We start from the raw sequence: 21084 nt of genomic DNA, 5'->3' as shown, positions 1-21084 counted from the left end.
TGTGAATTAAAAAGTTACTGGATTACCAAACTCATCCATCAATGGCCCATTATTAAGCTCATACTGTTCAAGGGCATTTCTCAATTTAACAGGAAGGTTATAATAGCCATCAAGTCCGAGTGCCTCATAAGAAAAGTCTGTTAAACCTGTTACTTGTATCATGAATTTGAATTTAACGACGCTGAAATCTCCAAATGCACTTTCCATGTCAGCCCAGTAGCTAGGTTTTAGCAACTGATTGCTCACATCTATTTTCATTTCTTTCAGGCTAATGGACTCAGCTATTTCTGTTCCTGTAGCACCAGGTTCCAAATCTTTACTTTTTGCAACTTCTACCACTAACCGGAAAGTAGTCGATAGCATTTCAGGAGAATTCAGGAAAACCACCGGATACCGCACGGTTAAAGCACCCGCAGGAAGCATAATTTCAGGAAGTTCGTAGTCTAATCCCTGACGGGCAGTAGTACCCACCCCTGCTTTCACCTTGATAAGCCGATCATGATCAGCGGCAGCCCCCACCACTCTCATTTTTAGGAAAACAGTATCTCTTAGTTTTGGATTAACAGAGAAGGCAAAGGAATAACTCAGGCTATCAGGTTCAAATTTATCAATATAGAAAGAGATACCCGGCGCGCCTGTATAGGTAGGAACCTCTTGCTTTTTACAGGCAAGCGTTAGGCATAATAGGCTAAAAATTAATAGATACTTCATCATATAAATTCATCATTAGTAGTTAGGATTAAACTCCAGTTCAGTTTGTGGGATGGGCAAAACGTATTTACTGAGCGACAGATCTGTGTTCATAAACTGCGGACGAAGGATCTTTTTACGTTTGTAATAAAAAAACAGTTGCCCTTCAGCATAAAATTCCTTCTGGTACTCTTTCGTAATTTCAGTAGTCAGCGCAGCCGGGCTAAGATCTAGTGGTAATGCCTGTAAACCGCGATTCGCTTTCAACATATTCAGGTATCCAATTCCATCTACCACTGATGGTGCCGCTTCAGCCAGGATGTAATACATCTCAGACAAACGGATAAGTGGCACATATTGGTCAAGTCGGTTTGAATCCATTGTATCATATTGATATGACTGCCAGAATTTAGAAGGAAAGGGTGTGCCTCTATCCTGTTCAATTCTATAAAGAAGTCTGAAATCTGTAGTCTCGTAAAGCGTATTAAAATTTGCCTGAGAACGCGTCAATTTTGAGCTGGTGCTACCATTTGCTTTAAAATACTCATCTTCTGCCCAGGTCTTTATATCTCTGACACGAATACAAAAGACCTGCTCGGTAAGATATAAACGGTCTCGAAAACCAGCACTTGCAGAAGCGGCGGCAGTAGTTACAAAAGGAAATTTTCCAGATCCCACCACAATTTGTGCAGCCCTTAATGCAGCTGGTTTATCCCCAGCATACAAGCGAATCCTTGCTTCTAACCCTTTCAGCGCATAGTAATTCATCTTGATTTGTCTTCCTAATGAATTGGACAGAATGGGATCTTTATCTTTCAATAAAGCTTCTGCTTCAGTCAGATCGGCAAGTGCTAAAGTCAACACCTGCGCTGTGGTAGAAGGAACAATGGCGTATTGGTCTACTGTAGTTTTATAGGGTATAGCTTTCAAATTCATACCTGTGGTATATTCGGGACCAAACATCCGCAGAAGTTCGAAATGGAGGTAAGCACGTAAACCTATGGCTTCGGCACGAATCAGTGCGTAATTCATGTCAGAGAGTACTGCTCTGTTTTTTTCTGTATTCAGAATGATTTTGTTTGCCCCGGCAATTGCAGAATAACTTGTATTCCAAATTTTGTTGGTGATACCGATCACCTCAGCCGAACTATAGTTAAGCGCCCTGGTTTCAACAAATTTCACTCCCGATCCTGATACGGCATAATTCTGGGCAAGGGCAGATACAAAACCCATGCTCAGGTTATCGCCAAATAAATCCCGTGATGCCATTTGAGAATATACGCCTGATAAGGCTTGTTGAAAACCAACCTCTGATTCGAACAACTGCTTTTCAGAAAGGCTGGATTTAGGATTTACTTCCAGGTACTTTTTACAGGAAGGTAGCAAGGCTGAAACAATCAGACACAATACAATCAATATCTTATTACTCATATTTTTAAATTTTAGAAGCCAACTCTTAGGGATAAGGAATAGGTACGGGCAAAAGGATTACTTGTTCCCCTTTCAATTTCAATGGAACTCACACGAAAAAGATCGTTGGTAATGGCGGTAAGCTGCAAACTCCTCATACCTAACCTCTTCACAAACGCATTGCGATAAAAATTGTAACCTACTGATGCAGAACTCAATGTCAAACTGTTGTCGTCCTGAACGAAGCGAGAACTGAGTTTGGTTTTCTCAGTGCCAGGTTTAATACTGGTATATTGACTGATATCTCCAGGGCCTGACCAGCCCAGATCGTAGGCTCTACGATCTACATTATAATTTGGATCCACTGATTCAACCCTGTCGATCAGCGTTTGATTGTAAAGCTGACCACCAAATTGATAATTAAAAATGAAGTTAAAATCAAAGCCTTTATACATAAAGTTAGTTCCAAAGTTCCCATTCCATTTAGGCAGACTGATGCCATAAGGCACTTTATCAGCCGCATTCCAAACAAATGTTTTCTGACCGTCTTTGCTGAGGAAAACTTCTGAGCCTGTAGTCGGATCAACACCAAGAGACCTTACTACATAGATCGTATTAATAGCCTGTCCTTCTTCTAATAAAATATTTGGCAATACCTGATCATCGTTTCCATTGTTCAATTTCTCATTAGACGCTTTTAGCTTATTAGAAAGTGATTTCAGGATATTCTTATTGGTAAATCCGTTCACATTTACAGACCATAGCAATCCCTTCGAAGAATTTTCCAGGATTTTGTATCGGGCAGAAAACTCGAATCCTGTATTTTGTATTTTCCCAAGATTCTCTGAGTAATTAGAAAACCCGGTTGATGGTGCCAGGGTAATTTGAGTAAGTGAATTTTTCGTGTTTTCACGATAGAAGTCTAATCGGATATCCAGCTTTTCCTTGAACATGATCACATCCATCCCGATGTTAGCTTTTAGTACATTTTGCCAACTCAGAAATTCATTCCCCAAACCAATGAGTGTTGCCCCTAACTCCCCGTAGTAACTGGTACTGGTACCAAAATTATAACGTGACTGAGCACTATATGCTGGGATGTTGAGAGAACCTGTAGAACCGTAACTTCCTCTAATTTTAAGCCTGTTCACCACATCGCTTTTTCTAAAAAAAGCTTCGTTATGAACATTCCATCCTAAACCTGCAGACCAGAAAGCACCAAACCTCTTTTCTGTTCCATATTGAGAGGAACCATCCCTACGAAGGGATACATTAACTAAAAAACGGTTGTCATAAGTATAGCTTCCACTATACACCAATCCAAGCCTCCGTACGGTACTTTCATCCCCTGCTGGTCGGCCATTAGCCTGGTATTGGGCAGCAAAAAGTAGGTTATCGAGGCGATCAAATGGAAAACCTTCTGTGATGATGGAGTAATAATCAGTTTTATTGCTCGATAGGTTAAAACCAAGATTTGAAAATAATTGATGAGGACCTCTACTTAGGTTGAAATTAGCAGTAGTTAAACTTTCATAACTAAAAACATTCTCATTACGCACGCTATAAGTACCTTTTCTATTCAGGTCCGTGATGTCAACAAAGCGGCTGTCCTGGGCAGAATAAAACTCATCAGAAGATCCGTTTTGTTTATTCAGACTTAAGCTGGTTTCTAAATATAAGGTAGGCGCCACATTATATCTCATTTGAAAATTATTAGAGATACCGAAGTACTGACTACGGTTGACAGAATGCAAAGTAGCATCATACACGGGATTAGTTTCCCGGAAAATGGTATTGTCAATTCTATAATCTTCTAGCATCTGTCTGGCCTTACCATTCTCGTCGTATGGTGCCCAATAAGGATTCATTTTTACATATTCACTAAAATCTCCATAAGGTGATTCATTGGAATGATTCTGAAAAATGCGGATGGAATTTTTAAATTGTATCTTTTTAACGAGGTAATTCAGGTCAAACTGTCCGGAGTAATTTTTCCTGTTCTGTCCTTTCATAACGCCTGAAGCCAGATCTCCTGAAAATTGGAGCCCATAGCGAATAGCTTCATCTCCGCCCTGTAAATACAAAGAGCTGCGATTGCTATAGCCATTTTGCGTAGGGATGGCGAGCCAGTCCGTATTGACCCCACTTTTCATTGCCTTATACCTTTCATTATACAAAACATCCTGCTTGTATTGTCCCTGGTTACTCCCCGCTTTATATACGCCTGCTCTTTGTTCAAAATTGAGTTTATCTACAGCATCTAAAAGATTATACACAGATAAATCTGGAGTAGTCAATCTAAAGTCATTGTTAAATGTGATTTGTATCTTTCCTGGCTGAGGACTGATCGTGGTAACCACCATTACGCCATTGGCACCACGTGAACCATATATTGCAGTAGCCGAAGCATCCTTTAAAAGAGTGATACTGGAAATCAGGTTCATATCCAGGTCTACAATACGCTGAAGATTGACTTCGAATCCGTCCAGGATAAACAAAGGCGCATTTGGATTGGCAGAGAGTTCCCCACTAAGATTAGGAAAAGAGTTGGATCCCCTCATCTGGATTTCCGGAAGTTTATTAATATTACCCCCAGCAATATTGTTAGGAACAATCCGGATAGAAGGATCCAATGCAGCAATAGCAGCAAAAACATTATTAGCACTTACCTGCTTCAATTCTGCTCCGGTTAGCGTTCTGGAAGCTCCGGTAAAGTTTCCTGCTTTTTGTTCAAAAATCCCTGTTATGACCGTTTCATTTAAAGTCTGCTCGTCTTCCTCCAGGTAAATGGTATAATCCGAATTTGGTTCAATTGGCATTTCAGCTGTTTTATACCCAAGATATCTGAATGACAATGATTTTGCGCCTGGGGGAACACTAATAGTGAAACGACCGTCTTTGTTGGTTTGCACAGCAGAGTTAGTCCCTTTTATCACTACAGTTACCATGGGAATTGGCTTTCTATCTTTTTTATCTCCTACAAATCCTTCTATAATGTTTTGTTTTTTTGATTTGTTCTCAGTAATGACGATTGTTTTATTCTGAATCATATAACTGATTTGCAGGTCTTCAAAGACCTCATCAAGAAGGTTTGGCAGTGCCGAATTCTTAGATTTTACCGTCACTTTTTTGGCCATATTAACCTGGGGAGTCGTAAAAACAAAGTCGTAACCTATTTGCTTCCTGACCTCAGAGAACAACTCGTTTAAGGTAAATTCATTTTTTGTTAGCGTTATATTTTGTGCATGTGCGGGTGCCTTTAAGAACAAAAGTAGCCCGACCGTAAAAATCATGCAGAGCAGGATCTTTTTTACAGATAGCTTCATTAAAGTTGGTTTTAGTTTGTTGACTGGTCTAGGTTGTTGATTTTTATTTTCCTTTTAAGGACTATGTAGATTTATGGCATAACTATTACCTTCCTTCCTTCAATTTTAAAATGGACACCATTAGTTTGCTCGAGTACATCCAGCACCTCGGATAGTTTTTTCCGCCTGGAAATTTGAGCCCAAAAACCGATTTTAGGGACCGCAGCAGCATAACTGACCTCTATGTTGTACCACCTGCTTAACTGACGCATTACATTTTCAATAGGTTGATCAACCATATAAAAAACATCGTTCTTCCAGGCCAGGGCCGCATTGATATCCCCATCAGAAATCTTTACCTGTTGCTCGTCAACCTTTGCCTGTTGTCCTGGTTTAAGGATTTTTCCATCACGAGCACCTAAAACAGAAAGCTTTACACTTCCCTCGAGGAGGGTAGTCACATAAGCATCATCATCTGCGTAAGCACTGATGTTAAAATGGGTGCCAAGTACTTGAATTTCCTGGCCGGGAATATTTCTGATCCCTGGAGTACTGACAAAGAATGGCCGATGCTGATCTTTGGCAACTTCAAAATAAGCCTCACCTTTTAACGTGACTCTTCTGCTATCCTTTTTAAAAGCTAAAGGATAAGTAACTGATGATCCAGAATTAAGTAACACCCGGGTTCCGTCCTGTAGTAAGACCTCATATTTCCCACCTAAGGGTGTCGTTATGGTATTGTATCCTTCAGAATGCTCCATTTCCTGATGACTCATTTCATACAATAATTGACCATCGGCCTTTTTTGTAATGACCAAACCATACTGATTGGCAATAGTTCCCTTTGATGCATCCGTCAATGAAATTTCAGAACCATCTGCAAGGGTCAGGGTTGCCCGGTTACCACCTGGAGCGATATCATTCTGATGTTTTGCCATAGATTGAACCACCACAGGCTGATCATTACGGCTTATGATGAAAAATACAGCAAAAAGGGAGATAAATGCAATAACCGCGGCGATAGCCCATTTCTGAACTCCAGTTGGAAAAGCAACTTTCGACCTATATGTTCCAGGGTCGGATTTTAATACCGCTTCCAGTATTTGGTTTCTTGTAGATGCGCTTACATCCTCCAAGGGCTTAGGGCGCTGAAAAGCATCAAACAAAAGTTGTTTCACACCCTCTTCCTGACTGGGGTCTTCCATCAAATTCAGCATCTCCATACGCTCCTCATCAGAGATTTCATCTTCAATAGCTTTCTGTAATAAATAAGCTAGTCTGGCATTTTCCATTATTGTATATTAAAAATCTTATCATTTGTATGCATTACTTTCTACACTGATTTTCCACCAGTATAGTTTTATAGCTGAAGTAAATACCAAACAATTCCAAAATTGCCTGGCCTACTTTAGCCGCCGCTGCTTAGCGCGTAATGGTTTTCCATATAGACTACGGAAAAAGTGATTTGGGGGGTATGAATTAGAAATATTTTGAAAAGAAATGTATGATAAAAATCAGAGGTAGGTCTTTTAAATTTGCAAGACAGTAAGCACGAACACTTCTCATCGCCTGATCCAAATTCCATTTTACAGTTTCTGCCGATACGTTGAGCTCGGCTGCAGCTTGTTCTCTTTTAAAATTTTGCTGCTTTATTAATCGAAAAGTCTCTTGTTGTTTAGGGGGTAAGCGCTTTATTGCCATCTCAAGTATTCCCTGAAACTGTTCCTCTTTATCGTTATAGGCTTCTGGATAAAAAAGGGAAATAGAGTCCTGAGCCATCCGATTGAAGTTCTGCTTTTCCTTAAATGACCTCTTGAGTGCAGTGTAAGTGACATTTCTTGCAATCTTATGCAACCAGTTCTCAATGTTCTCGATATATACTAAAGTATCTCTATTGATCCAAATTTTAACAAAAGTATCCTGTAATATCTCTTCTGTAATCCATTCATCTTTAGTAATTCGAATCACTGTGGTATAGATGTTCGGCCTATAAAGATCAAAAAAACGACTAAATGCCATTTCATCGCCTTCAGCAATGCTTTGCAACAAAGAATGGACTTTATTTTCAATGACTGACCCCATCTATTTAATTATTTCTGCGAGTAAAGGTAGTTTTTTCATTAAAAAAACCTTAAAAAAGATAAAAAATAGAGATTCCATTGTTAGGATGTAGCAAAAAAAAAGGATATTTCCATTTATATCAGCCATAATAATTAAAAAAAAACTCGGAGTACAACTAAATACAGAAGAATTACATTGAAGACACACAATTTAACCGGCTCATATTCTAAAAAACTCAACACGAATCGCATACATGCAAGTTAATTGCAATAAATCGATCTATCAGGTGGCTGTATTTATTTGCCGCGTGATTGATCGAGTTGAGGTTACAGCTCCATTTCAAGAAAAGCGGAACTTAGGGTTTTACCATGGGCATCAAGCACCAATGAAGTAGTTACCCCGCCGGAAAGCGCATCATGAAATATAAATTGCAAGGCCGAAATATTGTCTAACTCGTACCTTTCCACTTTACCTTTAGCAATCTCGATAAAATGTTCTTTCGCTTTTTGAATGGTAATTCTATCACATAATAAACGGTAATCTTCTTCCTTAATTATGCTGGGTTCATTTGATCAGGATCTTCGTGTTTTTGATCCAGGAACTACATCAGCAAAAGCAATTGAAATACGCAAATTCATTAAAAAATCCAAATTGATCCCAGCGACTTTATACCAGGATTCTTTCGGGGATGTGTGGATTGGAACAATTTCAAATGGCTTATTCCGATATAAATATCAAACAAAACAAATGGAAACTATGCCTGGTACTTACTGCAACGATATATCCAGTATCGAGGAAGATCTTCAAGGAAACGTATGGGTCAGTACACTTTATGGCCTAAGTAAATACGATAGAACAGTAAATAAATTTACCAACTATTATTCAGCTGATGGGATTGGTGGAAACCAATTCAATCCATTTAGTTCTTGCCGGCTACCGGATGGCACTATTATCTTTGGTGCTACCCATGGCTTAACTTTTTTTAATCCTGTAAATGTAGCAGTCAAGAGAAGTTTCCCACTTTATTTTGAAAACCTGAGAATTCATAGCAAAATAATTAAACCTTATCAAGGCAAGACCATCATTCAACATTTGACCTATAACCTTGATATTCAACTAAATTACGATCAAAACAATTTTACCATTTCATTCTCGGCCCTTGACTATAGTGATTTCGAGCGGGTTCAATATTCCTATATGATGGAGGGATACGATAAATATTGGATTGATGCCAATAAAAATCGGGAAGCCTATTACTCCTATTTACCAGCAGGGAGCTATAAGTTTAAGGTGAAAATGACAAACAATGATAAATCAATTATTGATGCAGAGAATTCGATAGAAGTAAGAGTATCTCCAGCACCTTGGTTGAGCTGGTGGGCATTCACAATTTATTTTCTATTGTCCAGTTGCGTCATTCTATTATTTATCCAGGCAACAAAAAGGATAAAAACTACAAAAAAGCTTGCGCTTATGGCCAAATACGAGAAGGAAAAAGAGCAAAGTATTAACAAAATGAACATGACATTTTTCGCAAATGTCTCTCACGAATTTAGAACACCCTTAACCATGGTTTCTGGCCCTATTGCAACCTTATATAATGATCATGCCATTACAGTCGAAAACAAGCAGTTACTTCAGATCGTCAATAGAAGCGTTAATAGAATGTTGAAACTGATCAATCAGCTGATGGATTTTAATAAACTGGAAAACTATAGCTTAAAGTTAAACGTCAAAAAAACAGACCTCATGTCTGAGTTGAATCAAATAGTGGATATTTTCAAAATTAATGCAGCAAACAAGCATATCATCCTCAATACGCATGGCTTTGAAGATTCATTTTTTATGTTTCTTGATGCTGACAAACTGGATAAATAATGTCCAATCTAATTTCTAATGCACTAAAATTCACAAAATCAGGAGGAAAAATAGACATTATATTTAATGTTATTAAAGGAAATGATCTTGAACAGCATTATAAATTAACTGATTCAACACAAACCCTGGACTATATCCACCTCATTGTAAAAGATACCGGCATAGGGATTCCAGAAGATAAATTAGAGAAGGTCTTTGAACGCTATTATCAGATAGATGAAGGAAATGGGGGAAACTACAATTGGGGTACGGGCATCGGTCTTTATTATGCCCAATGTCTTGTTAGCTTGCACCATGGTGCTATCAAGGCTGAGAATAATCCGGAGGGTGGAACAATATTTTCATTTATCCTACCAGTAAATGACCAGGCATACCTTCCAACAGAGCGTAGTAACAGAACTATGGAGAAAGAAGGTGAATTCAAGGAAATTCAATTAACGGAATCAGAAAATAATGAAAATTCAATTCAAAAAACGCTTTTAATAGTTGATGATGACCCGGAAATTGTTCATTATATCAAAACATTGCTATCTCCCTATTATAGAATTCTGTGTAGATTTGATGCCAGAAGTGCTTTTGAAAGTATTAGAGAAGAGGCTCCAGATCTGGTACTGAGTGATGTGGTCATGCCAGGCATAAACGGATATGAATTTTGTCAGATGATCAAACAGGACATTCAATTATCCCATATCCCGGTTATTCTGGTCACCTCAAAAGCGACGGTTGAGGAACAAATTGGTGGCCTGAATATTGGCGCAGACGCTTACGTTACAAAACCATTTGATCCTCAATATTTATTAGCAATCATCAATTCTCAGTTGAAAAATCGTGAGAACATTCGTCAGCTATTGGGGCAAACCACGCAAACTCCAGATATTGAACAAAATCTACTTTCAGCTCAAGACAGTGCATTCATGACAAACTTATACCGTTTAATGGAGAATGAATTATCAAATACGGAGTTAAATATCACCAGGATGACCGAGGTATTGCATATATCAAGAACCAAGTTTTATTACAAGGTAAAGGGGCTTACAGGTGAAAATCCGAATGTATTTTTCAAAATATATAAACTCAACAGAGCCGTTGAACTCTTAAAGCTAGGTAAATACAATATTTCGGAAATAGCAGATCTAACTGGTTTTAGTACACTCGCTCATTTCTCCACCAGTTTTAAAAAACACTTTGGTACATCTCCTTCTGAATACTATCATGGAAAAGAGCGAAAGGCGTTCAGAAACCACTAAGCCTATTGAAAAAGAATGATTTACTAACCAATTCAATAATATTTTTCTTTATGAATACAGGATATTTAGCAGACTCTTCCAAAAGCAAGTTTATTCTGAAATACTATCCAGCATACAGCAGTCAAGGAAAAATTTCCCATGTGGGACAACCTACATTTTAAATTGACAAATATTGTGTTAGGAACAATTAGGACGCTAACAATAAAAGGGACGTAATCTGCCTATGGAACCATTTAGTTTTGAAAAACTTCCTGAAGTAATCAGAATCCTATTTGAGAAAGTAGAGCGCATTGAAGAATTACTCCTGGAACTACGTCCAAAAGATCCCAATGAAAACGATATTTTAACAATCCAGGAGGCTGCTAATTTCCTCAAGATCTCTGTAGCAGCCATATACACAAAAGTAAGCAGACAGGAGATCCCAGTAAGCAAGCCAGGAAAAAGGTTATACTTCAACAAGTCCGACCTAAAAAAATGGATCATTGCTTCGAGAAAAAAAACAGTTCTAGAAATTAGAAAAGAAGCAGAAGAGCGTATGAAGATCTTAAATAAGCATAAGAACTTTGTTTGATATTCTTAGACCTATAATATTGTTTACAACCTATATCGAAGTTTGATGTTTCTCCCTATTGCTTTTAGTAGTTCAGGATGATCATTTATTGTAGCATCAGTAGCATACCAATCCCCATCTGAGTTGCAAGACAGTAAATACTCCATACCATGGAGATTAATTTGGATTTCAGTAGTAAGTTTAGTGATACCCTTGGTGATAATGATGTAAGTATAGTCTTTATCATCAAAGTTGATTCGCATGGGTAAATTCATGTCGCAAATATAGCATCAGATTAGGATTCTAATCAACAAACAATTGCACTTTCCTGATAGATCAGACTTCAAAACGTAACTAAACTTGCCGTCACGATATTTCGGAATGTTATTCCTCTTTAACAGATCCCATAATGCTTTCTCAGAAAAATTAAGTACCTCTTGCGCCTCAGTCATAGAGTAACAATACTTTGGATGTGGGTTCTTTTTACGTGCCTTCAGAACAGGCACTTGATATTCAGAAAGTACAAGCATCAAATCAATATCCACTCTTTTAATCAAAGTTTTTCGGGGAGTTAATCTTACCGCTTTTATCCTACCTGTCTGAATAATGTTATAAATACTTCTGATGGAAATATTCAACAACCTGGCAGCTTCACTGACCGTTAAAAATTCAGCGGCGACTACATCTTTAGCAGTAGCAGCTACAGTAGCTACAACTTGTTTTTCAGAAGCCTGAATCTTGAGTTCCCGGACCTTTCGTTTGCCATACCTGCTGTTACAAATATGACTGCAGAATCTGGTCACAGTCGTTCTTGCCATGAAGCTATTACCGCAGAATTCACAAATTCTTTTGACCTTAATATTCGAACTCATTCTAAGCTTGTTTAACGCAGATGCAACAGCTTTTTTGATCAAATCCACCAATAACACCTGTAGTTAACTCGCCCTTTTTAAGTGTCATTAGGCGTCAATAGGTGTTATTAAGTGTCATTAGATGTCCTTAGTCGCCATCATTTACCAGGTGAATTTTTCACAAGATTTTTAGATGAGAAAAGCTACAAATGCGCTACAAAAGTCAGAAAAACAAAAGCATATATCCAAAAATATGGACAAAAGAAATACACATAACTTATTAACAATAAGCTACTTACTTGTCATTGCTTGTCGTAACTATGTGGTATTTATCCTCGATTATTTACCGATACAGAACTTACTAAAAATATTCTCTAGCAAATCATCAGTTGTCACCTGGCCTGTGATCTCTCCTAGGTAATAAAGCGCCTGCTTGATATCCATGGCCAGAAAATCCGAAGTTACCGGATTCAACAATCCGTTCGCCACACTGCTCAATGCCACCTGCGTTTTCTGCAAGGCCTCCACGTGTCTGATGTTCGTTACCATTGTATGATTCGCTGATAACTTATCACCTACTGCCGTATTATAAATCAATTCCTTCAATTCCTCAATCCCCTGATTCTCTTTTGCAGAGATCGAAATAAAATTGATATCAGCAGGGAGATTTAATTCTTTAAGCCTGTCATTATAAGAAAGGTCCATTTTATTCGCTACCGCAACAAAAGATACGCCAGGCTTATGCAAACTTGCGATATCCTCTTTAATCTCTGAAGCAGAAAGGTTCAGTACATCAAACAAATACACCAATACCGCAGACTGACTAATCTTCTGCATCGTCTTCTCCACTCCTATCGCCTCAATCGTATCTGTAGCCTCTCTGATTCCCGCTGTATCGATCAACCTGAAGTTAATCCCATTGATATTTAAAACCTCTTCAATCGTATCCCTTGTTGTCCCCGCAATCTCACTCACAATTGCCCGGTCTTCATTTAACAGCGCATTTAACAACGTTGATTTACCGGCATTTGGTCTACCCGCAATTACCGTATTGATTCCTTCCTTAATCACGTTCCCCAATTCAAACGAACGGATCAGTTTATTGATCACCAAAGTGATCTTATTGATCAGATCCTGTAACTGGTCTCTGTTTGCAAACTCCACATCCTCTTCAGAAAAATCAAGCTCCAGTTCTATCATGGAAGCAAAATGAATCAATTGCTCCCTTAGCAAATTAAGCTCGGTACTAAAACCTCCTCTTAACTGGTTCATCGCTACGCTATGCGCTGCCTGGGAATCCGAGGAAATCAAATCTGCAACTGCTTCTGCCTGGGAAAGGTCTAATCCACCATTTAAAAATGCCCTTAAAGTAAATTCCCCTGGCTTAGCCGCCGATGCTCCTCTTCTGATCAATAAAGAAATGATCTGTTGAATGATGTAATTCGACCCATGACAGGAAATCTCTACCACATTCTCTTTCGTATAAGATTTCGGGGCGACAAACAAACTCACCACCACCTCATCAATCACCATATCTCCATCCTTTATCAACCCAAAATGTAGTGTATGAGAATCCTGCTTCAGCAGGTCTTTTCCACTAAAAACTGAATTTGTGATAGTGATTGCGTCCTTACCCGAAAGGCGGATCACACCTATAGCCCCGATTCCTGGAGGTGTAGATAAGGCAACTATGGTTTCGTTACTGATCATAAAAAGAAATATACTGTGTTTTGATTATTTACAAAACTAGCCAAACATTTCATACCTTACCGTGTTTACCTTTTGAAAAAACAAATAAACTACAATTCAAGCCGTATTATCGCTCTAAAAGCCCCATCTCCTTATGAAAGAAATGCCCCTAACCGTAAAAAGATCCATTGAACTTCTCGGAATCGTCCTCGTTGGCGCGCTGATGGTTATTGGAAAAGACATCATCATGCCCGTAATCATGGCATTTTTCATCAGCATTGTGCTTCTTCCTATATTTCGCTTTTTAAGGAAATACAAGTTTCCGGAAATTGCCGCAATTATCCTGCCCATCCTCCTTGTCGTGATTTTTGTAGGTGCCATTGTATGGTTCTTCTCCGCGCAAATCGGTGTTTTGGCGGCAGATTTTCCTCAGATCAAAAGCAATGTAAATTCGCACCTGAAATCACTCAGCGAGTGGTTCAGTACCATCAGTCACGTTTCTACCACTGAACAGATGAAATTCATTACCGAAAAGAGTGATGACCTGTTGGGAATGGCTGGAAAAGCGGCAAGTGGTGCGGCAGTAACACTGAGCTCCATTTTTGTATTTGTGGGATTACTTCCCATATATATCTACCTGATGTTGTTTTACAAAGACATTTTACTGCGTTTCATTTTCATGTGGTTTAAACCTGATCACCATCCAAAGGTAAAAGAAGCCATTTACGAGACAGAGGCCATCATCAAAAACTACCTGATAGGATTGTTGATTCAGGTGACCTATATGACCATCTTATTGGGAGGGATCTTATTGCTGATCGGCATCAAACACGCCTTGTTGATCGGTGTGATTTTCGCGATCTTAAACCTGATCCCTTATGTAGGTGCTTTAATCGGAAACATCATCGGTGTATTGCTTACCCTAACCTCCTCTACGGAATTATGGCCGGTAATTACGGTACTAGGAGTAATTGCAGTCGTACAATTTCTGGACAACAATATCCTGATGCCAAAAATTGTAGGCTCCAAAGTGAAGATCAATGCCCTCTTTGCGATTCTCGGGGTAATTATCGGAGGAAGTATTGCCGGTGTTTCCGGAATGTTTCTCTCCATGCCAATCATTGCGGTACTGAAAGTAATCTTCGATAGAACAGAGACATTCAGGCAATGGGGCGTGTTATTGGGTGATGAAAGACCTGCCAAAAGCCCGATGACTTTTGCAGCTTTCAGAAAGAAAAAACCGGTACCCACAGACCCCGGTGTAAGTAAATAAATCAACTGAATAACAATTATTTTATTATATTAACATCGAAAATTAACAAATCGAATCTATGGAAACAAACTTTAACTCATCAACAGACGATGGAAAGACGGCGGCAATTGTCAGCTACATCACCCTTATAGGATGGCTGGTGGCCTACTTTGCCATGCACAAAGACAAGAAAACAGAGCTGGGTAGTTTTCACCTCAGACAAACGCTGTTACTCTTTCTTATTGTACTTGGTTTAAATATTGGACTCAGCATTTTTGTTGCCATCATGCCTTTCGATGCAGGTCTGATCTATAAATTGGTCTATCTCGGAATATTTATCTTATGGGTAATCGGTTTTATCGGTGCGATCCAGGGAGAGAAAAAAGAAATGCCTTTGATTGGAAAAACGGCGCAAACCATGTTTCCAAATCTCTAGAATTATTAAATTCTCAAAAAAAAGCAGGGCTTAAATTAAGTCCTGCTTTTTTTATGTGTTATAAAAAGTAAACAAAAAAGGTGCACCTCTGCACCTTTCAAATAGGATAAACGGAATTTACATTCTTTCCGGAACGGTGATTCCTAAAATCCTCATTCCGGATTTAAGAATTCCTGCAGTTACCGCACTGATGTTTAAACGGTGATGTTTCAATTCCTCATCTTCTTCCTTCACAATTGGCGGAACCTCATGATAGAACTTGTTGAATAGCTTAGCCACTTCATACAGATAATTGGCCAGACTTGCAGGGCTATACACCTTTGCAGCAGCAATCAGCTCTGCAGGATATTTTGCCAGTAACATGATCATCTCACGTTCTGTAGCTGTCAGCATCACCTTTTCCGCACCACCTCTGGCCGTATCATATCCTGCCTTATTCAACAACGATTTGATACGTGCATGAGTATACTGGATAAACGGACCTGTGTTCCCCTGGAAGTCAATAGATTCCGCAGGATCAAATAACAAGCGTTTCTTAGGCTCTACCTTCAACAGGAAGTATTTTAACGCTCCCAATCCGATATTCTGGTATAAGTTTTCTTTTTCTTCTTCAGAGAAGTCGTTCACCTTTCCTAAGGCTTCGGTTTTCTGTTTGGCGGTTTCCACCATTTCTGCCATCAAATCATCGGCATCAACCACAGTACCTTCTCTTGATTTCATTTTTCCGCTTGGAAGATCCACCATGCCGTACGACAAATGGTGTAATCCTTTAGCCCAGGTTTTACCCAGTTTCTCCAGAATCAGGAACAACACTTTAAAGTGATAATCCTGCTCATTTCCAACCACATATAAGGAATCATCCATCTGGAAATCATCGTGTTTCATTTGAGCAGTTCCCAGATCCTGAGTGATGTATACGGAAGTACCATCCGCTCGTAAAACCAGTTTCTGATCTAAACCATCCGCAGTTAAATCAATCCATACAGAGCCATCCGGTTTCTTAAAGAACACGCCTTTTTCCAGGCCTTCTTCTACCGTTCCCTTACCTAAGAGGTAAGTATTGCTCTCATAATAATATTTATCGAAGTCGACACCCATGGTTTTGTAAGTCACGGCAAAGCCGTCATATACCCAACCATTCATGGTTTTCCATAAAGACATCACCGCTTCATCTCCATTCTCCCAATCCAGCAACATTTTCTGCGCTTCTTTGATTAGTGGCGCATTCTTTTTCGCTTCCTCTTCTGTCTGTCCTTCTGCTTTTAAAGCCTCAATTTCTTTTTTGTACTCTTTATCAAAGATGACATAGTATTTTCCTACCAGGTGATCACCTTTCAACAAGGAACTTTCAGGAGTTTCGCCATTTCCCCATTTCTGCCATGCCAGCATGGATTTACAGATATGGATTCCCCTGTCGTTCACCAGATTTACTTTATACACTTCATGACCGCTTGCTTTCAGCAATTCCGCCACAGAATATCCCAGCAGGTTGTTCCTTACGTGTCCAAGGTGTAATGGCTTATTGGTATTTGGCGAAGAATATTCCACCATCACCTTTTTACCATTGGCCGGTACCGCGCCAAAATCAGGGCTCAGCAGGTCCTGGTTAAACAGGTTTAACCAATAGCTATCCGCTACGGTTAAGTTCAGGAATCCTTTTACCACATTAAATGCAGTCACTTCTTCAATATGTTCTACCAGGTATTCGCCAAGCTCAGTTGCCGTTACTTCCGGTGATTTCTTAGAAAAACGTACGACAGGAAACACAACAATCGTGATCTGTCCTTCAAATTCTACTCTGGTATCTTGTAAACTAACCTGTTTTTCAGGAATCTCCTGATCGTATAAATGCTTTACTGCAGCTATCGTTGCAGTGGTAATATGTTGTTCGATATTCATAATTTACTCGTTTCTAAAAGCGTTCGTCGCTTTAATTAAAATCTCAAAGGCATGTTCTGCCATTTGATTCTCTCTGTCGAGAGTAGGGTTTACTTCTACAATTTCGAAGCAACATACCTTTTGGTTGGTGATCAGCCCGGACATTAGCTTTCCCGCTTCTCTTTCTGTCAGTCCCTGTGCAACCGGTGTTCCTGTTCCGCGGGATGCGGTAGGGTCCATAGAATCTACATCAAATGAAACATAGATCAGGTCGCAATGGTCAAGGTAGACTAAAGTGTCGATTACTGTCCGCTCTACGCCTCTTTTCCGGACATCCGCCGTCGTGTAGATCTTTACTTTGTTTTTCTTAAGTAAAAATTCTTCCGGTTTCTCCATGTCCCTTGCAGAAATCAGCACAAGATCGCGATAATTAATCTTAGGTGCTATATTTCCCACGTTTTTTAGCTGATACCAGTAGTTGATCGTCTCCTGATCCAGCTTGTTCACCTTCGACTCTAAATTATCTTCGTCGAGCGCCATCGCAAGCGGCATTCCGTGCATATTTCCGGAAGGTGTAGTGTAAGGCGAATGTAAATCTGAGTGTGCATCGATCCAGATTACCCCTAATTTCGACTTGGGATAGGCTGCTTTTATACCTGCAATAGTCCCGGCGGCAGTACTGTGATCACCTGCCAGAACCACTGGAAATTGTTTCTCATCAAGTGTAGTTTGCACCATTTCACTCACCCGCTCTACCATGGTCAAAATTCCAGAAATCCGCTTCGCATAGGGGCTCCCGGTACCTTCAAGCAATAAATGGTTCTCGTTCGGCACCTCTACAGATTTGTGTTTTTTGAAAAATCTGCTCCCAAAATCCAATGCCGCAATCTTAATTGCATCTACTCCTAAACTGGCTCCGCGGGTGCCGGCGCCGATCTCGGATTTTACCTCAATAATTTTTAAAGTCTTAGTCATAAAAAAAAATACAAGTGTATTTTATAAAGTGTTTATCTTTGGAACCGAAATTAACTCATTTTAATTTGCTACTCCTTTAAATAATTGTTCAAAAATATAAAAAATGCAGAGTTACTCCGAATTTCTTGATCTAAGTGTTGGTTTTCCTCAGGAAGGTTACAGCGTTATAGACGACGAATTATATTTTCAAGATCTCAATCTGATGGAGATGATTGAAACCTATGGTACGCCATTACGTTTCACTTACCTCCCAATGATAAGTAAGAAAATCCAACAAGCCAAATTATTATTTCAAACGGCGATCATCAAGAACAATTACCGTGGGGATTATAAGTATTGTTATTGTACTAAAAGTTCGCACTTCAGGCACATTGTTGAAGAAGCCTTGAAAAATGGCATCCATTTGGAAACCTCATCTGCATTCGATATGCCCATGATTGAGGCATTAGAGAAAAAAGGTGCCCTTACCAAAGACATCACCGTAATCTGTAATGGATTTAAGACCTACCAGTACAAACAGTATATCATTGATATGTTGCATGATGGCTATAAAAACATCATCCCTGTACTGGACAACAAAGAAGAATTTAATCTTTTCGATGATGAAGTAGAACTGGATACACCTTGTAATCTGGGCATCCGTATCGCGGCAGAAGAGCAGCCGGATTCACAATTCTACACCTCCAGATTAGGGGTCCGTATGGAAGATGTGATCGATTTCTACAACAATAAGATCTCGGCCAATCCTAACTTCAGGGTAAAATTACTTCACTTCTTTATCAACTCCGGAATCACAGACTCTCCATACTACTGGAATGAGCTGGAAAAATACGTGACCTTGTATTGCAAGTTTAAAAAGATCAATCCTGAGCTGGATACTTTAGATATCGGTGGCGGTATGCCATTTAAAGACTCCCTGGTATTTGATTTCGATTACGAATACATGGTGAATGAAATCGTAAAAAGGATTAAAGAGATCTGTGCAGAGCACGATGTGGTAGAACCGGATATCATCACTGAATTTGGTAAATACACCGTTGCAGAAGCATCTGGTATCTTATATAAAGTATTGGGTCGTAAACAACAGAACGACAGAGAGAAATGGCTGATGCTGGATGGATCATTCATCACCAACCTTCCGGATGTATGGGCATTGAACCAAAAATACATCCTCCTTCCGATCAACAACTGGGATGCAGAATATGAACGGGTAAACTTAGGTGGGATCACTTGTGATGGCCAGGATTACTACAATCAGGAAGCACATATGAACAGTGTGTTCATGCCTAAAACACGTAAAGTACAATACCTCGGCTTCTTCAATACCGGAGCTTATCAGGAAGTACTGAGTGGATATGGCGGTATTCACCATTGCTTGTTGCCAAGTCCTAAACATGTGATCATTCGCAGAAACAGAGATGAAACGTTCAACTTTGAGGTATTCGGTGAAGAGCAAAACAGTAAGCAGGTATTAAAAATCCTGGGTTACGCTTAAACGTACACCAGGTAAAGCATAATTCAAGAGGCTGTGTCATAAATCATGATACAGCCTTTTGTGTCTTGTATTTATTTCTATTCTAAAACCGTTCGACAGCCGGTTAAACCCTGACAACAACTGCTTATCCAGGTACAACGGATCAGAAAGATCAATTCACCTGTCATTTTCCATAAAAAAGAAGATTTTGAAATTGAAGCTGCAGTAGCTTCGAACACGCTACTCCATTCCTTTTTGATCAAAAAACACCTGACTTATTAATAATAACTATTTCCTGTTTTCATTTATCTAAAGTTTATTTAAGTTACGGACTTTTTTGAACCACCTGTCTGACGATCTAACCACTCATCAAATGAGTCCTGCTACACCAAACAAGAGAGCAGATTGGCTTACAAAAGTTTGTTTTGTCAAACATTTACCAAACAAAAAAAAACACTTGACAAGCACAATAAATTAATCTATTTTTACTTTAACTATAATCAATCAAATAAATCACACTTAAACTAAATCATCCCATGAACACTAAACCCTATTTCAACAAAGTATGCCTGCTCGCTTGCATCTTACTATTCTCCTCAATTGTCTCATCCTGCAAAAAAAAGGAAACCACAGCTACACCAAATGCAAAAGATGATATGGCATCTTCAATAGCTTATTTTGTTAAACAAGGATTCAAAGCGGAAAATGTCGTTTTTAAAGACGGAAAATTTATTCTTGACCACGACATTATCATCAGCGCCGAGGAAGTTGCCACAAGAATAAAAAACGAAAGTCCTGCAGGCTCCCCACAGACAGAACATTGGAGACACAATTATATTGTCAAAAACCCTTATCACAAGAATATCAGGTTGTATATCGAACCGTCTGTACCACTTGAATGGAAAACGGCTGTTCAGGGCGCAACTTCGAATTGGAACAACATGGTCAGTAATGATGGAAGTATTGAACTCGGAATGTCTACAACAGATTTTGCTTTTGCATCAGATACCCGGGTATTTATGGGTTACGAAAATGCCAATTGGATTGCACGTGCTTATCTCCCAACATCAAATGGCAGAGCTGGGGTAAGCATTGAGATTAACAGCAAGTACAACGGCCTGATCAGTAGTGAAAAACTTTTTGCAATCACACATGAACTTGGTCATACCATCGGGTTAAACCATACTGATCAGAATGTTGGTATATTTATTCAGGCTACAAATCCATGGCAAACCACTCCCCCTCTGGTAGATCCTAATTCCGTTATGAATTCTGTTGTACTTCCATGGACTGCCTTTACTACAGGAGACGTACAGGCTATGAAAATTTTATACCCACGAATACTGTAATATCGCTCCTTTGTTTACCGATATAAACTTATATTTCGA

At 39.2% G+C, this 21084-nt stretch carries 17 protein-coding genes; 7 read left to right on the top strand and 10 right to left on the bottom strand.

Annotation, left to right across the window (positions count from 1 at the left end; all coding sequences use genetic code 11):
- Nucleotides 1–6: 6 nt before the first annotated feature.
- From AAFF35_RS11305 to AAFF35_RS11280, 6 genes are all read right to left on the bottom strand, one after another.
- Entirely contained in the window at nt 7–714 is a 708-nt protein-coding gene (locus AAFF35_RS11305) for a DUF4843 domain-containing protein (protein ID WP_342332585.1), read from the bottom strand.
- A 12-nt stretch (nt 715–726) separates the two neighbouring features.
- Complete coding sequence (locus AAFF35_RS11300; RefSeq protein WP_342332584.1) at nt 727–2121, bottom strand: RagB/SusD family nutrient uptake outer membrane protein; 1395 nt, start codon at nt 2119–2121, stop codon at nt 727–729.
- Nucleotides 2122–2132: 11 nt separating this feature from the next.
- The gene (locus tag AAFF35_RS11295; protein WP_342332583.1) at nt 2133–5426 is read right to left on the bottom strand and encodes a SusC/RagA family TonB-linked outer membrane protein; all 3294 of its coding nucleotides are present in this window, start codon (nt 5424–5426) and stop codon (nt 2133–2135) included.
- A 71-nt stretch (nt 5427–5497) separates the two neighbouring features.
- Entirely contained in the window at nt 5498–6697 is a 1200-nt protein-coding gene (locus tag AAFF35_RS11290; RefSeq protein ID WP_342332582.1) for a FecR domain-containing protein, read from the bottom strand.
- A gap of 187 nt (nt 6698–6884) precedes the next feature.
- The gene (locus AAFF35_RS11285; protein ID WP_342332581.1) at nt 6885–7487 is read right to left on the bottom strand and encodes an RNA polymerase sigma factor; all 603 of its coding nucleotides are present in this window, start codon (nt 7485–7487) and stop codon (nt 6885–6887) included.
- Nucleotides 7488–7792: 305 nt separating this feature from the next.
- Nucleotides 7793–7933 carry a hypothetical protein gene (locus AAFF35_RS11280; RefSeq protein ID WP_342332579.1) on the bottom strand — a complete coding sequence of 47 codons (141 nt, stop codon included), beginning with the start codon at nt 7931–7933 and terminating at the stop codon, nt 7793–7795.
- Nucleotides 7934–8213: 280 nt separating this feature from the next.
- Here AAFF35_RS11280 and AAFF35_RS11275 point away from each other — a divergent pair, with 280 nt between their 5' ends.
- From AAFF35_RS11275 to AAFF35_RS11265, 3 genes are all read left to right on the top strand, one after another.
- Nucleotides 8214–9344, top strand: coding sequence for a triple tyrosine motif-containing protein (locus AAFF35_RS11275; RefSeq protein WP_342332577.1), 1131 nt, complete (start codon nt 8214–8216; stop codon nt 9342–9344).
- Nucleotides 9344–10591 (top strand): response regulator, encoded by a 1248-nt coding sequence (locus AAFF35_RS11270; protein ID WP_342332576.1) that lies wholly within the window; start codon nt 9344–9346, stop codon nt 10589–10591. The genes AAFF35_RS11275 and AAFF35_RS11270 overlap by 1 nt, the downstream gene beginning before the upstream one ends.
- 223 nt (nt 10592–10814) lie before the next feature.
- The gene (locus tag AAFF35_RS11265; protein WP_342332575.1) at nt 10815–11162 is read left to right on the top strand and encodes a helix-turn-helix domain-containing protein; all 348 of its coding nucleotides are present in this window, start codon (nt 10815–10817) and stop codon (nt 11160–11162) included.
- Nucleotides 11163–11431: 269 nt separating this feature from the next.
- On the opposite strand, the gene AAFF35_RS11260 is transcribed toward AAFF35_RS11265, so the two are convergent.
- Nucleotides 11432–12013 (bottom strand): helix-turn-helix domain-containing protein, encoded by a 582-nt coding sequence (locus tag AAFF35_RS11260; RefSeq protein ID WP_342332574.1) that lies wholly within the window; start codon nt 12011–12013, stop codon nt 11432–11434.
- Nucleotides 12014–12331: 318 nt separating this feature from the next.
- On the bottom strand, nt 12332–13702 hold the full coding sequence (gene mnmE, locus AAFF35_RS11255; RefSeq protein WP_342332573.1) for a tRNA uridine-5-carboxymethylaminomethyl(34) synthesis GTPase MnmE: 1371 nt from the start codon (nt 13700–13702) through the stop codon (nt 12332–12334).
- Nucleotides 13703–13835: 133 nt separating this feature from the next.
- Between mnmE and AAFF35_RS11250 the strand changes: the two genes are divergently transcribed.
- Complete coding sequence (locus AAFF35_RS11250; RefSeq protein ID WP_342332572.1) at nt 13836–14954, top strand: AI-2E family transporter; 1119 nt, start codon at nt 13836–13838, stop codon at nt 14952–14954.
- A 58-nt stretch (nt 14955–15012) separates the two neighbouring features.
- Nucleotides 15013–15369 carry a DUF4870 domain-containing protein gene (locus tag AAFF35_RS11245; RefSeq protein WP_342332571.1) on the top strand — a complete coding sequence of 119 codons (357 nt, stop codon included), beginning with the start codon at nt 15013–15015 and terminating at the stop codon, nt 15367–15369.
- A gap of 117 nt (nt 15370–15486) precedes the next feature.
- Here AAFF35_RS11245 and argS read toward each other — a convergent pair whose 3' ends face one another.
- Both argS and AAFF35_RS11235 read right to left on the bottom strand, forming a co-directional pair.
- The gene (gene argS, locus AAFF35_RS11240) at nt 15487–17268 is read right to left on the bottom strand and encodes an arginine--tRNA ligase (protein ID WP_342332570.1); all 1782 of its coding nucleotides are present in this window, start codon (nt 17266–17268) and stop codon (nt 15487–15489) included.
- A gap of 3 nt (nt 17269–17271) precedes the next feature.
- Nucleotides 17272–18222 carry an arginase gene (locus tag AAFF35_RS11235; RefSeq protein WP_342332569.1) on the bottom strand — a complete coding sequence of 317 codons (951 nt, stop codon included), beginning with the start codon at nt 18220–18222 and terminating at the stop codon, nt 17272–17274.
- A gap of 103 nt (nt 18223–18325) precedes the next feature.
- Between AAFF35_RS11235 and AAFF35_RS11230 the strand changes: the two genes are divergently transcribed.
- The gene (locus AAFF35_RS11230; RefSeq protein WP_124587357.1) at nt 18326–19717 is read left to right on the top strand and encodes an arginine decarboxylase; all 1392 of its coding nucleotides are present in this window, start codon (nt 18326–18328) and stop codon (nt 19715–19717) included.
- A 515-nt stretch (nt 19718–20232) separates the two neighbouring features.
- Nucleotides 20233–21045, top strand: coding sequence for a M57 family metalloprotease (locus AAFF35_RS11225; RefSeq protein ID WP_342332567.1), 813 nt, complete (start codon nt 20233–20235; stop codon nt 21043–21045).
- The last annotated feature ends 39 nt before the right edge of the window (nt 21046–21084 follow it).

The sequence above is a fragment of the Pedobacter sp. FW305-3-2-15-E-R2A2 genome, assembly GCF_038446955.1.
GTDB lineage: Bacteria > Bacteroidota > Bacteroidia > Sphingobacteriales > Sphingobacteriaceae > Pedobacter.
The sequence above is the reverse complement of the archived record's forward strand: the minus strand, read 5'-3'. Positions and strand labels throughout refer to the sequence as shown.